Origin of the sequence: Marinobacter sp. JSM 1782161, from assembly GCF_011421605.1 — a bacterium.
Classification (GTDB): domain Bacteria; phylum Pseudomonadota; class Gammaproteobacteria; order Pseudomonadales; family Oleiphilaceae; genus Marinobacter_A; species Marinobacter_A bohaiensis.
On the sequence record NZ_WSSA01000002.1, the window covers coordinates 2,478,789 to 2,491,135 of the forward strand.

Here is a 12,347-nt window from a genome sequence, read left to right on the forward strand (position 1 = left end):
CAACAAGCATGAGAAATGGCTCTGGCACACGATGCGCTCCGCGAATTTAAGAACTGCAAACCGCCGGAAAACGCTAATGTCTGAACTTATTTACTGTTTCGGTGCAATCCAACGACCTGGTGCTAGCGCATGAGCTTTCCCAAGTTGTTGTTGATGGCATTCGCGATGACCTTGCCCCATGAGGCGCTGGCATTTTCTTGACAGAGTTTTTCTTCCCATTCGTACATCGAAAGAATCAGTCTTGAGGTGAGCCACCGGAAGGGCTCGGGCTCCCACCTCCGCAACGCCCGCCCTATGGGTCTGTCACCGAAAACCCACGGCATACGGGTAAATTCGGAATCTCTTTCCAGAATCAAATCCGCAAGGGTTCGTCCGAATAAGTGGGAAGGGCCGACTCCTTGCCCCACATAACCGCCAGCGGTGGCGAGACCGGATCGTTTGTCGAAGACCGCGTGCGGCGCGAATGCCCTGGGAACCCCCAACGAACCGCCCCAACCATGGGTCACTTCGACACCTTTCAGCATGGGAAACAGGTCATGCATCAAGCCTTCCCGTGGCCTGAACTCCGGGTCGGACAGTGAAAACTCGCTGCGCGGTTTCGCTCCATATACGTACCCGCCCCTTGCACCAAAAATCATTCGGTCATCCGCTGATCGTTGGCCATAGCTGATCATTCGACCGCCATCGCAGAATGCTTCTCGATTTTTCAGACCGATCTCGTCCCACAAGCTTTCAGACAGAGGCTCGGTGGCAATGATCAAACTCTGAACCGGTATGATTCGGGTACCCAACCCAGTCACGGTTGTGGAGTAGCCTTCAAGCGCCGGGACCACAACGGGCGCACGCACGACACCATTTTTGGTCACCACCTCGCCTGGCTTTACAGACATTGCTGGAGTCTGCTCGTAGATGGTTACCCCAAGCTTTTCTACAGCGTCAGCCAACCCCCGAACCATTTTTGCCGGGTGCACAACAGCGGCGTGTTTCTTGAATACTCCACCGTAGCCATTGCGCAACCGGACCTTGGCGCTCATCTCGTCGGCGCTCAGCCACCAGCAATCCTCTTCGGTATGCCCCGCCTCATAGAGACCGTCGAGAAACGCCTTTTGCCTGGCTACCTGTCCCGGGAACCGAGCGGCTCCATAGATGACGCCGCCCTTGTGGAAGTTGGCCTCTATGCCCTCGTCCTGAAGCACGTATCCAATGGCATCCACGTTGTCGAAGAGGACGTTGCAGATATCTCGCTTCTCTGCGCTTGGCAGGCTAGACACGTATTTTTCGAGGCCGGCAACGTAACCAACGACCCAGCCACCGTTTCGTCCAGAGGCGCCGTACCCGGCGATGTTGGCTTCGACGACCGCGACGTTTAATTCGGGTGCATTCTTTTTCAGGTAGTACGCGGTCCAAAGCCCCGTATAGCCTGCGCCAACAATGACCACATCGACGTCGCGATCACCGTCGAGCGGATCTCTCGCGCCCTGTGGGTCTAGCTGGCTTAGCCAAAAACTGGCTGTTGAGTAATTTGAAATCATCGCTGCAAACCTCATTGCGCCCCGCCGATTTGAGGCGATCTACACCTACGAGCACTTGGTGATCACGAAGTACTTCTTGACGTGCGTGACTGATTCCCAGATACCGTCGAATCCCGGAGTTACTACCAGAGCCTCGCCAGCGGAAAACTCCTGACTGTTGCCTTCGGAATCGGTGAGCTTCACCGTGCCCTCAATCAGGTAACAAAACTCCATTTCATCCGGGTGGGACTTCTTTTTGCTAAATGCTTCGGATGACCAGATGCCACTCACTGTCTTGCCGTTCTCCGAGGCAAAACCAAAGTAAGTCGTTACGTCTCCATGACCGGATAGCAAGGCTTCCGCCGGCGTTTCAGCTTTGGTGCCTTCGGCGAGGGAAGAGAGCTGCAGCTTTTGAACACATTGAATACTCACGATCAGACTCCTGTTTTAGTTATCGAGCCTTGAACGTATTCGCTCGGAAACAGACGTTAAATATCAACGATCTTGTCCTTACTTAAGCGGCTACTTGCGTATCGGCTGCGATGGGAAGGATCACCCAAGCGATAAGTCGTGCTTTATGGCAAAACCATTCAATGGATGAACGCCACTAAGCGAGGAACGGTTAAGCCAGAGGGGGTCAGGTCAGGACGGGACAATATTCCATAAAAAAGCCCCGCACGTGGCGGGGCTTTTTGTGGAATATTGGTTTGCTTGATGGCCGATGAAGAACCTACGGTTCGACGCGGAGTCTGCGACGCAGACGGAGAGAACGTCGGAACGTCGTGACGACGGCCCCGAAGGGGTGAAGCCGCTTGCGGCCGAATACAAACGGCGCCAGCCGTTTGGGCGTCGGAGCATCGCGACGACGGGGCGAAGCCCCGAGCAACGCGTACAGAGCGTTGCGAGTCCATCCTATCTTTGCAGGCGATTCCAAACCCGCCTAAAACACAGCCCCTGCTCTCACTTGATCTTAGGCGCCGTATCCGAAACCTCTTTGGCCCTGGTCCGCCACTTCAGCTTGACCTCCACTTCCTGCTTGTCGCCCTCGTCGCTGGCGCGCACGGAGACCTGCAGCAGTTTGTTCGGAGACAGCACCAGATCGCCTTCGCTCTCTTCGAACTCGAGTTGACCCTTCTTCACCGCATTGCCCAGCGCCACCAACAGGTCCTTGGCAGACTGGCGATCCAGCAGTGAGTCGTGGCTGAACTTGGTTTTCGACTTCAATGATCAGGCTCCCTTCAGTCGTCCCTTGCGGCCGGGCTTGAAGACCTTGGCGCGCGGGTAGTCACCGCTTAGGCCCACCACCCCGCGCTTGCGGTCGATCAGCGTTACCCCGACCCCGAGACCGTCCAGACCTTCACGTTCCCGGGAATGGGCGTCCAGCGTAATATCGGCCTCGATGTGCACCAGCCCCTGCTGCAGCGATATGCGCTGGCCGGCGTGGTGGTTGACATGGCCATGCACCAGGACCTGGATCCCGGCCTGCCTGGCGGCCTTGGCCCCGCGCTCGGTCAGCGGCAGGTCCACCGCACGGTATTTGGTGCGGAAGGTGTTGGCCAGCGAGCCATAGTAGAAACTGAACAGGTGCTGTGTCATCAGGTTTTTCTTGAAGGCCCGGTTCGCGTGTTTGACGCCCCGCTTGGCCAGAAGCTCGGCCATATGATCGTCCAGCCCTGCGTGCAGAAACAGGAACGACCCGCGCTGTTTGACCAGCCTCATCTTGCGGAAAAACCAGTGAAACTCCCCGGAGTCCTTGAGAAACAGCGAGCGGCACTTCATGGCCGCCGCGTAGACCTGCTGCAGGGAAAGTCCGGCGTCCGTGCAATGCGCTTCGAACTCCCGACTCTTGACCGCCATTTTTCCGATCTCCCGGTCGATGCCCTCAGCGGTCAGGAAGCCGGCGGCAAAGTACGGGAAGTTCTCAAACCAGTCCTCATCCGGGAACAGCGCCTGCCGACACTCCGCCTCCGACGGCATCCCGCGGCTCCAGTTCGTATTGACGAGGTACTGGTCAAACACTTCCCGGAACAGGGGAACCACTTTGCGCCCCATGCGCACAAACAGGTGCTGGCTGCCGGCGTCCTTTTCCCGCTCCAGCACCAGCAGCCCCATGAGCAGACGCAGATCGTGGTTGCCGGCCAGCAGGGTCACATCCGCCTTGAGCCGGTACAAATGGGCCAGGCTGCGCAGCAGCGCGAGGTTGCTGGGCCCCTTGTCCAGACAATCGCCGCCCACGATGATTTCCGCCTTGCGACCGAACCTGGTCAGTTGGTACTCACACAGGTTGGCGCCGTCCCGCTCGATCACCCCCGCGGCGATCAGTGAGGCTTCGAGCGCTTCGGCGTCGGCGTGGGGGTCGGAAATGAACACCACCGGCTTTTTGGGCCAGGCGAAGGTTTTCTTGCGGGAGCGTTTGATGAACGTGTTGAGCGCGTCGTCGTGATTCACGGACGTCTGATCGTCGGGCCAGGGTTCCCATTCCGTGGGCAGGCGGCTCAGGACGGCGCTGTGAAATCGGTGGTCGCTGACCTTGGGAATGAAATCGGGGGATGCCATCGCGTCTGTCGTCTAGTCGATTGGTTCGGATGTGCGTCGGTTCTTCCAGTGTCCGTATATACGCGTCCAGCCTTGCGCCTGCGCCTCGAAAACGACCGGATGACCGTAGAACATGCTGAATCGTTTAACGTCGCTGAACTTTATGACATTTAAATGATAGACCCCGTGGCGGATCGATGCCCCGTGGCCCACGACCAGTTGGATGCGCTGATCGGCGTCTGTAATGGGCAGGGATCTCAAGTGATCGGCCACCCGGCCACCGGCTTCCAGCAGGGATTCCGCGCCATCGAACGGCAGCCGGAAATCACTGGTGGACTTCCAGCCCTCGGGCAGCGGTTCCAGACGCGGATCGAGCGCGACAATGCGCTCAATCTCGGCGACGCTCAGGTTGGCCACGGCGCCGACGCTGCGTTCACAGAGCGCGGCAAAGCTGCGCGTCACCGCTGGCCCGTCGAAGAAAGCCGCCAGCTCTTCTCGATAGATTTCAGCGGTCTGCCAGGCCCGCAGAAGGGTTGAGCAGTGGATTTCCGGCGCCAGACGATAGCCCGACCCGGCGAGCCAGTCGCCGAACTGGCGCGCCTGCGCCCGCACCTCTTCAATCCCCGCGTCGGTCAACGGGTACGGCTGAAGCGCGCTGGGCGTGCCGGCGAGCTGTTCGTACGCGCCGTGTCGAATCAGGGCCATGGCGGCCATCAGAGCAGCCCCCTCTGGTGGAGCAATTCAACGGCCCGATCAAAGTCGACCCGACCGGTCAGCTGCAGCACCTGCACGCCGGGCAGACGATCGGCGTAAACGTCCGCCGCCGGGCTCTGTTCCGGCGGAAACACACCCTCCGCATTCTGGAAGAAGGGCCCGGGGCTTTTGCGCAGGCCGTCCAGCGCATGTGGCGACTGTTCGATGTCGACAGGACCCAGCTCCGTGGGCGCCGGATCGTCCAGGGACCAGTCCAGCAGCACCAGATTTCTGAGCGTTCCGGACAGCGCGGTCTTGCCGTCACCATAGGCCGCGGGAATCAGCACGTCGTACTTCTGCTCGATCTCCCACAGCTCACCGGTGGGCATGCCCGCAAACCGCTTCTGTTCCGCCGCCGGCAGGATCGACCGCAGCCGCTCCGAGTGCATCAGGGTGCCGGGATTGACCCGTGGGTGCTTGGCCACCCCCAGCACCCGCACGGCGCCGCCCTCCGCTTTGAACAGGATCCGGTCGTTGGACAGGAATCGGGCCCCCGGCGTCTCCAGGGCCTTGAGCATCAGCGTGGACTTGCCGCCGCCGGAGCTGGCGGCGATGGCCGTCGTACGGCCCTCGATGTCGAACGCCGACGCGTGCCCCAGCAGGTAACCCTGTCGCTGGTAGTGGTTGAGGAACTGGTTGTTGATGAAGTTGACCACCTGCGAGCGGTTGGCCAGCAGATCACCCATGACGACGGGGTCGACCAACGACTGGAACATCACCAGGCCCGTGCGCACCTTGTGGATCCAGCGGCCGTCGTGCGTATCCACATAGGCCTCCTTCAGCCCTAGCCGGCTCACCTTGCTGCGCTGGACCGGCGCCCAGTCGACCGCGCCCGTATCCGGCTCGCCGTCGATCAGGAAGACCCGCAGTTCTCTCTGGACGGCCTGGCTGTCGGTCAGGCCTGAAAAATAGCCGACCAGGTAGTCGAGTATCGACGGGTTGTTGGTCAGCAGCCGAACCTTGAGGCCATTGAAGGTCAAACACAGCGCCGACGTGCACCCGGACCTGGCGCGGGCGATGGCGCTATCGTCCAGCAGATTGATCATGCCCCCGCCCCCAGTTCGGCCAGGACGTGGTCACACAGCTTCCCGGCCGCATCGATGCCGCAGCCCTTCTGCGCGCCACTGAAGCCGCCGAATGCGGACACCTCGAACACCACCGGGCCGGCGTCGGTCAGCGCGATATCCACGGTGGTAAAGCTCAGGTCAAAACACGCCTGGGCCCTGCGACCAAGCTCGATCAACTCCGGGCCGGGCTCGTAGGCCTGGTACTTGCCGCCGCTGTGGATCGTAGTGTTCCAGGCGCCGGCATCGCCGACACGGGCATAGGTGCACAGGTACTCACCGCCCAGAAACACCATCCCCAGGTCCTGGCCGCCCAGGTTGACGAACTGCTGCAGGTAGAACAGGCCGTGCTCGGTCTTGAACGCGTCCAGCTTCTGCGTGTTCACGGCCTCACCGTCGGCCGTCTCCAGCACCACCATGCCCCGGGCCTTGGTGGAATAGAGCGGTTTGAGAATCGCCTTGCCGAACGAGTCGATCACGTCCAGGGCCTCGGCCACGTTTTCGGTCACCCGGGTGGTGGGCAGGGCCACCCCGCCGGCCGCCAGCGCCGCCGTGCCTTCCAGGCGATTGATCAGGCGCCCCACCTGCTCCGGGCGACTGAAACAACGCACGCCATCGGCCTCCAGGCTGGCGAGCATGCGGATACGGTCGTCCGCCGCCGGGGAATAGACCTCACTGATCTTCTTGATGATGACGCCGTCGAGATCGTTGAGCACAGTATCCCGGTAGCGCAGCCGCCCCGTTTCCAGCTCCAGGACCACGTCGGCCATATCGACGACGCAGCGGAACCCGGTGCGTTGTTCCAGGTGATCGGCCAGCACCTCGGTCGACCATTTGCCGGGTGTTCCGATGACCGCAATGCGCGTGTTAGTCACTGAAAATGTCCTCCAGGGGGAGCCGGTATGTTTCAAGTTTATCGGGATTCAGTCGCGTCACGCTTTCCAGCAGGAAACTCGCCCGCAAGGCCAGCCGCCGGGCGAAGCGTTTGTCGTAGATGAATCGGGTGGACGTGGCGAACGAGCGCGCCAGGGCAATCGCCAGACGGGTATCGAAACTGGCGTCGTCCCGGCTTTTGGCGAACCGGCGCGCAAACCGGTAGAGCTGGCTGACCAGCGCCCTCATCTCGGTACGCGCTGACTCGTCCAGAAGGGGCAGGCGATAGATGGAGACCATCAGTACCGAGAGATCCTGCACGTAATCGGAATAGGACGCTCGGTGCAGGTCGATGAAATAGATGCGGTCCTTGAGTTCGTCGTAGATCAGGTTGTCGACGTTGAAGTCGCCGTGAATCAGCACGGAAAACGGCGCCCGGACCCGATTCTCCAGGTTCTCGGCTCGGTCCACCAACTGGTTGAAATCGGGGCGCACCAGGCCGCAGATCGTCTGCGCCTCGCTGAACAGGTCCGGATGAGTTTGCCGGGTTTCCGGCAGGCGTTTGCGCAGCTGCTGCATGTAGCCGGGCTCTGCGTGCTCGCGGGTCGACGAGCTTTTCCAGATTTTCCGCAGCGTCTTGCCGAGCTTGTTCACCAGGATGCCCGCCATGTCCCACTGACTGTTGAGCAAGAGCGATTCCAGAGTCCGGCCGGGCAGGTGTTCGATCACCATGGAGCCCAGCTCGTCCTCGTGCTCGACGTTGTGGGAAATGACCGAGGGCGCAACTTTCGGGTAGACCTTTTTCCACTGGTCCACCCCGGAAATCTCTTCCAGGACCTTGCTGGCCTGCCCTTCCTTGTAGACCGCCATGACCTCGCTGGACGCTTCGTGCTCGGCCCGCAAGGCGGCGATGGTGCTGCCACTGCGGGTCAGCGCCAGCCGCTCGACGCCGAAACTGTCGCTCTCATCGGCAAAGGCATGGGCCGCGCTCCTGAGTTGCTTGTAGTTCTGCAGCCGCACCGCCGGCCCGAAATTGGCCGCCAGCAGGGCGTCGGCTATCTCGCTCAGCAGATGGATCATGCGATGGATCTGGAAATGCAGGACCTGGCCGGGGTCACTGTCCGCCGGGCCGGAAACCTCATCCAGACTGGCCGTCAACTTGGCCACGCGACGCCCGAGCTTGAGCCCCTGACGGGTATTGGCATCCTCCGGGTTGATGAGGACCAGCGCGAGGGATTTGCGAATGCGGCGAATCAGCTTGGCGTAGGGTTTGAAGTGCTTGTCCGGGGCCGCGCGCAGCGCCCGGATGTCGGTGAAATCGAGACAGGCCTGACCGAGCTGGTCGAGCAAGCGGGCCAGGCGCTCGAGAGACTTGGCTTGCTGGAAGCCCGGGCCGTCGACTTTGCGGCGGCGCACATCCATCGCCACCGACAGCTCGACTTTCTCCTGCAGGGTTTTTCTGTAACCCTTGCGATTCACGAGCCGGTGCGCGGTGGCCTCACTCGGGCGAGTTACATAGACTTCAACCAGCTCGCAATGATTTTCCACTTCGAATCGAAGAAAATACAGATGCTCAAGAATTGATGCGTTGATAAGCCGCTTCACCCTCAACTGACCGACCGGAAAGCGCACACTATAGGCAATCGCGCCGCCTTTTGGGTGACACCTTTCTTACAACGTCAAATACGGCAACTTCAAAAAAGAGACGTATGGCAAAACAGCGTTCTTCCTGCACCCGCCTAAACGTGCCCCGGGGACTGGCCAAAGGTAACGACCTGCGTCTGGCCCGCTACCGCAAGGCACCGGAGCTGGGCCCCAGGCTTCTTTTCTTCAGCGGCGGCACGGCGCTACGCAGCTTTTCCGAAGTGCTGGCGCGCTACACCCATAACTCGATTCATCTTGTCACACCTTTCGATTCAGGTGGTAGTTCCGCCGAACTGCGCAAAGCCTTCGCCATGCCCGCCGTGGGCGACCTGCGGGCCCGACTGCTGTCCCTGGCGGACGACTCGGTCACCGGTCATCCCGAGATCGCCGCCCTGTTCTCGCACCGACTGGGCAAAAGCCGGAGCCCGGCGGCCCTGCAACAGAGCCTGGAGGCCCTGGCCTGCGGCAAGCACCCGCTGCTCAAGGCCATTGCCGACCCCATGCGTTCGCTGATCCAGAGCTACATTGCCGCCTTCCACGACCACATGCCGGAGAGCTTCGACCTGGCAGGGGCCAGCGTCGGCAACCTGATCCTCACCGGCGGGTACCTGATCCACAACCGCTCCCTGGACCCGATTGCCTTCCTGTTCGGCCAGTTGATCAAGACCCGTGGAACCGTGCGCACGACGACGGACGCGGACCTGCAACTCAAGGTGACGCTGGAGAACGGGCGCACACTCAACGGCCAACACCGGTTCACCGGCAAGGAAACCGCGGAGATCGACTCGCCCATCCGCTCCATCCAGCTTTCCGGCGAGGCGGACGACGTTGATACCGAGGGCGTGTCGCGGGTCGGCAAGGAAACCCGCAAACTGATCGACGCCGCCGAACTCATCGTTTTCCCGCCCGGCAGTTTCTACAGCAGCGTCATCGCCAACCTGCTGCCCAAGGGCGTCTCCAAGGCCGTGAACAGGAACCCGGCGCCCCGCGTCTATGTGCCCAGCCTGGGCACGGATCTCGAAACCCTGGGCATGACCCTGGTCGACCAGATCCGGGTGCTCGGCGACCACCTGTCGAGCAAAGCCCCCGCGGACGCATCAGCCCGTCCGGGAGTCGATTTCCTGCTGTTCGACTCGCAGCTGCTGACCGTGTCGGACGAACAGCTTGAGACGATCACACGTGAGATGGGCGTGCAGGTCATCGACGTTGATCTGGCGACGGACGATCCGGAGTCGCACCGCTACGATGATGTGAAGCTGGCCGAGGCGCTGCTCGGACTGACCTGAGCCGGCGCCCTCGCCACTGGCCATCAGTTCCGGCCGCCCACCTGCCAGTAATACATCCCCGACATCTTCCCAAGAATCTGTGCCGATAGGTGCTCATCGCTGGCCTTGCCGGCCAGCCCGTAACACACGTGCAGCGGCATCAGGTGCTCTTCACGGGGATGGCAGAATCGGGCGTGGGGCGCCTGATCCCAATGGGCCAGCCGATCTTCCCGTTGCGATTCCGGCATGGCGGGATCGCTGCAGGTCTCTTCCAGCCAGGCTTCGAACGCCTGGTTGCGGGCCTCGTCGTCCGATGAAACCGCCGAATAAAAGGCGCGCATGTTGTGGAACGAAAATCCCGATCCGATCACGAGAAGGTTCTCATAATCCAGCGACTGCAACGCTCGGCCCATGGCCAGATGAGTCTCGGCGTCCAGCGTGTTCACCAGGGACAGCTGCACACAGGGAATGTCCGCATCCGGGTACATCAGCTTGAGCGGCACAAACAGCCCGTGATCAAAGCCCCGCTCACGGTCCAGGCGGGCCGGCAGCCCCGCCCGTTCCAGTGCCGCTGCGATCTGACCGGCCAGTGCCGGCTCGCCCGGACTCGGGTACTGGATCTCGTAGGATTCCGGCGGAAAGCCGTAGTAGTCGTAGATCAGCGAGGGGTGAGCACCCGCCGTGATGGTCGGAACGGCTTCTTCCCAGTGCGCGCTGATCACCAGGATCGCCGAAGGCTTGCGCAGCTTGCCCGCGATCTGCGTCAGCGTGTCCACCATCTCGCGGTGACCGGGATCACCCAGCAGCGGCATGGGCCCGCCCCCGTGGGAAATAAACAGGACATCGGTTTGCGTGCTCATCGTCATGCTCCTTTAAACCTATTCTAGACCGGCGATACGAGCTGGCCCGGCCACCGGCACCAGCTCGCTCTCCGGGTTTCGTTCGCCAACCGGCCTCAGAGCGCCTTGTGGATCAGGTTATCCAGTGCGAACCGGCCACCACCCTGAAGAGTCAGTGATACGGTGACGGCGAACAGCGCCAGGGCGTATTCGTAGCCGTTGTTGGCCATGAACAGGCCGTTTCCGATGTGGACCGCAAAGATGGCGACCAGCATGGTGAAGGCCGTCACCAGCGCCGCGGGGCGTGTCAGCAGCCCCAGGAACAGCGCCAGACCGCCGAAGAATTCGGCACTGCCGGACATCAGCGCCATCAGGTAGCCCGGCTCCAGACCGATGCTCGCCATCCACTGCCCGGTGCCTTCCAGGCCGTAGCCGCCAAACCAGCCGAACAGTTTCTGGGCCCCGTGGGCCGCCAGGGTCAGACCCACGGGCACCCGCAGAATCAGAGCGGCGAAACCGGCATTGGAGTGAAACAGGGCTTTAACAAATGCGTTGTTCATAACGGACACCTCGAATGATTCTGTGATCGATGAATCCCGAGGCCCTCGCCTCAGGTGATGTGAATACTTTACTATCACCAAAAATCAACACTAAGATGTCTTTCATTGCTTAATTATCAACAAATCATTGATTATTGACCGACAACACACCGGAGCCCCTCCATGGATCGCATCGACACCATGCGCGCCTTTGTCCAGGTCGTGCAGGAAGGGAGTTTCACCCGGGCGGCCGAGCGGCTGGATACCTCGCCGCAGCTGGTCAGCAAGTACGTGTCTCAACTGGAACAGCGCCTGGGCGCGCGCCTGCTGAACCGCACCACCCGCCGAATCCATCTCACGGAAGCGGGCCGCCGTTACCACCAGGGGGCGCAGCAGGTTCTGTCCGATCTCGACGATATGGAGAGCCAGCTCGGGGATCTGCACACCCAGGCCCAGGGCGTGCTGCGCATCAGCGCCCCGGTGTCGTTTGCCATGCACCACCTGCCGCCTCTGCTGAGCGCTTTCAAGCAGGCGCATCCGGCGGTGGATATTGATCTGCAGCTGAATGACCGGAAGGTCGACATCGTCGAGGAAGGCTTCGACATCGCCCTGCGCATCGGCCATCTGAAAAGCTCGTCGCTGATCGCCAAACGCATCGCGCCCGTCCGCCTGGTACTCTGCGCGTCACCGGACTACCTCGAACAACACGGCACCCCGAAACACCCGGAAGACCTCCTCTATCATCACTACCTTCACTACAGCTACATGGATATGGAGTCGGTCCAGCCGCTGCAGAAATCGCTGCTGGCCATCAGCAACGAGAAGCGGGCCATGGTGAGCAACAACGGCGACGTCCTCGTGGAAACCGCGATCGCGGGCGCGGGCATCGCCCTGCAGCCGACGTTCATAGCCGGCGCCGCTATCAAGGAGGGCAAGCTAAGGGTGATCCTGCCGGAATACGAGCCTGAGCCATTGGGGCTGTACGCGGTCTACGCCCACCGCCAGCTGCTGGCCAGCAAGGTCCGCAGTTTTATCGACTTTATTGACGGGTTCTTCGGGGAGCCGCCTTATTGGGATCGGTTTGAATGAGACGAACAAGTCTCGACGAGAAAATCGACGGGTAGGAATTCAGTATTCGTCTTTGCACCCATGTGCTTTGAGAACGGCTTCCCGGGTCTTCAATTTTCGGAATACGTCACGCCTGCACACCGGCATATCTTCCAGGCGCATGCTGGCAACATAATTGGAGCGGCGGACCTTCGCAAAATGATCTTTCTTGGCTTTCAGGTTTGGCATTTATCGATGACCGCTCTCAAATCAGTAT

The 12,347-nt window shown here is 61.0% G+C and carries 13 protein-coding genes; 2 read left to right on the forward strand and 11 right to left on the reverse strand.

Translation table 11 applies throughout. The features are described 5' to 3' along the window. Positions 1 to 122 precede the first annotated feature (122 nt). The 8 genes from GQB00_RS11120 to GQB00_RS22080 all read right to left on the reverse strand — a co-directional run bounded on the left by GQB00_RS11120 (position 123) and on the right by GQB00_RS22080 (position 8,215). On the reverse strand, positions 123 to 1,532 hold the full coding sequence (locus tag GQB00_RS11120; RefSeq protein ID WP_165856255.1) for an NAD(P)/FAD-dependent oxidoreductase: 1,410 nt from the start codon (positions 1,530 to 1,532) through the stop codon (positions 123 to 125). 45 nt (positions 1,533 to 1,577) lie between these two features. After that, positions 1,578 to 1,943, reverse strand: coding sequence for a cupin domain-containing protein (locus GQB00_RS11125; RefSeq protein WP_162628712.1), 366 nt, complete (start codon positions 1,941 to 1,943; stop codon positions 1,578 to 1,580). A gap of 528 nt (positions 1,944 to 2,471) precedes the next feature. Then, positions 2,472 to 2,735 (reverse strand): amphi-Trp domain-containing protein, encoded by a 264-nt coding sequence (locus GQB00_RS11130; RefSeq protein WP_111493718.1) that lies wholly within the window; start codon positions 2,733 to 2,735, stop codon positions 2,472 to 2,474. Between the two features lie 3 nt (positions 2,736 to 2,738). Beyond that, on the reverse strand, positions 2,739 to 4,067 hold the full coding sequence (locus GQB00_RS11135; RefSeq protein WP_165856256.1) for a metallophosphoesterase family protein: 1,329 nt from the start codon (positions 4,065 to 4,067) through the stop codon (positions 2,739 to 2,741). Between the two features lie 12 nt (positions 4,068 to 4,079). Then, positions 4,080 to 4,760 (reverse strand): histidine phosphatase family protein, encoded by a 681-nt coding sequence (locus GQB00_RS11140; RefSeq protein WP_165856257.1) that lies wholly within the window; start codon positions 4,758 to 4,760, stop codon positions 4,080 to 4,082. Then, positions 4,760 to 5,845: an HprK-related kinase B gene (locus GQB00_RS11145; RefSeq protein ID WP_165856258.1), complete on the reverse strand. Its 1,086-nt coding sequence runs from the start codon at positions 5,843 to 5,845 to the stop codon at positions 4,760 to 4,762. The genes GQB00_RS11140 and GQB00_RS11145 overlap by 1 nt, the downstream gene beginning before the upstream one ends. Continuing rightward, complete coding sequence (locus GQB00_RS11150; RefSeq protein ID WP_165856259.1) at positions 5,842 to 6,738, reverse strand: GAK system ATP-grasp enzyme; 897 nt, start codon at positions 6,736 to 6,738, stop codon at positions 5,842 to 5,844. Before GQB00_RS11150 ends, GQB00_RS11145 begins: the two co-directional genes overlap by 4 nt. Further along, positions 6,731 to 8,215, reverse strand: a complete 1,485-nt coding sequence (locus GQB00_RS22080) for an aminoglycoside phosphotransferase family protein (protein WP_165856260.1) — start codon at positions 8,213 to 8,215, stop codon at positions 6,731 to 6,733. The genes GQB00_RS11150 and GQB00_RS22080 overlap by 8 nt, the downstream gene beginning before the upstream one ends. A gap of 230 nt (positions 8,216 to 8,445) precedes the next feature. Here GQB00_RS22080 and GQB00_RS11160 point away from each other — a divergent pair, with 230 nt between their 5' ends. Further along, positions 8,446 to 9,666 carry a GAK system CofD-like protein gene (locus GQB00_RS11160; protein ID WP_207950667.1) on the forward strand — a complete coding sequence of 407 codons (1,221 nt, stop codon included), beginning with the start codon at positions 8,446 to 8,448 and terminating at the stop codon, positions 9,664 to 9,666. A gap of 23 nt (positions 9,667 to 9,689) precedes the next feature. Here the strand turns inward: GQB00_RS11160 and GQB00_RS11165 are convergent, their stop codons facing one another. Both GQB00_RS11165 and GQB00_RS11170 read right to left on the reverse strand, forming a co-directional pair. After that, positions 9,690 to 10,505, reverse strand: a complete 816-nt coding sequence (locus GQB00_RS11165) for a DODA-type extradiol aromatic ring-opening family dioxygenase (RefSeq protein ID WP_165856261.1) — start codon at positions 10,503 to 10,505, stop codon at positions 9,690 to 9,692. 95 nt (positions 10,506 to 10,600) lie between these two features. Then, the gene (locus GQB00_RS11170) at positions 10,601 to 11,044 is read right to left on the reverse strand and encodes a DoxX family protein (RefSeq protein WP_111493704.1); all 444 of its coding nucleotides are present in this window, start codon (positions 11,042 to 11,044) and stop codon (positions 10,601 to 10,603) included. A 162-nt stretch (positions 11,045 to 11,206) separates the two neighbouring features. Here GQB00_RS11170 and GQB00_RS11175 point away from each other — a divergent pair, with 162 nt between their 5' ends. Next, complete coding sequence (locus GQB00_RS11175; RefSeq protein WP_165856262.1) at positions 11,207 to 12,112, forward strand: LysR family transcriptional regulator; 906 nt, start codon at positions 11,207 to 11,209, stop codon at positions 12,110 to 12,112. A 39-nt stretch (positions 12,113 to 12,151) separates the two neighbouring features. On the opposite strand, the gene GQB00_RS21850 is transcribed toward GQB00_RS11175, so the two are convergent. Then, positions 12,152 to 12,319, reverse strand: coding sequence for a YhfG family protein (locus GQB00_RS21850; RefSeq protein ID WP_228276698.1), 168 nt, complete (start codon positions 12,317 to 12,319; stop codon positions 12,152 to 12,154). Positions 12,320 to 12,347 lie beyond the last annotated feature (28 nt).

Coding starts and splice junctions, on each gene's coding strand:
- GQB00_RS11120 (WP_165856255.1), bottom strand. CDS start 1,532: ATGATTTCAAATTACTCAACAGCCAGTTTTTGGCTAAGCCAGCTAGAC.
- GQB00_RS11135 (WP_165856256.1), bottom strand. CDS start 4,067: ATGGCATCCCCCGATTTCATTCCCAAGGTCAGCGACCACCGATTTCAC.
- GQB00_RS11140 (WP_165856257.1), bottom strand. CDS start 4,760: ATGGCCGCCATGGCCCTGATTCGACACGGCGCGTACGAACAGCTCGCC.
- GQB00_RS11145 (WP_165856258.1), bottom strand. CDS start 5,845: ATGATCAATCTGCTGGACGATAGCGCCATCGCCCGCGCCAGGTCCGGG.
- GQB00_RS11160 (WP_207950667.1), top strand. CDS start 8,446: ATGGCAAAACAGCGTTCTTCCTGCACCCGCCTAAACGTGCCCCGGGGA.
- GQB00_RS11165 (WP_165856261.1), bottom strand. CDS start 10,505: ATGAGCACGCAAACCGATGTCCTGTTTATTTCCCACGGGGGCGGGCCC.
- GQB00_RS11170 (WP_111493704.1), bottom strand. CDS start 11,044: ATGAACAACGCATTTGTTAAAGCCCTGTTTCACTCCAATGCCGGTTTC.
- GQB00_RS11175 (WP_165856262.1), top strand. CDS start 11,207: ATGGATCGCATCGACACCATGCGCGCCTTTGTCCAGGTCGTGCAGGAA.
- GQB00_RS21850 (WP_228276698.1), bottom strand. CDS start 12,319: ATGCCAAACCTGAAAGCCAAGAAAGATCATTTTGCGAAGGTCCGCCGC.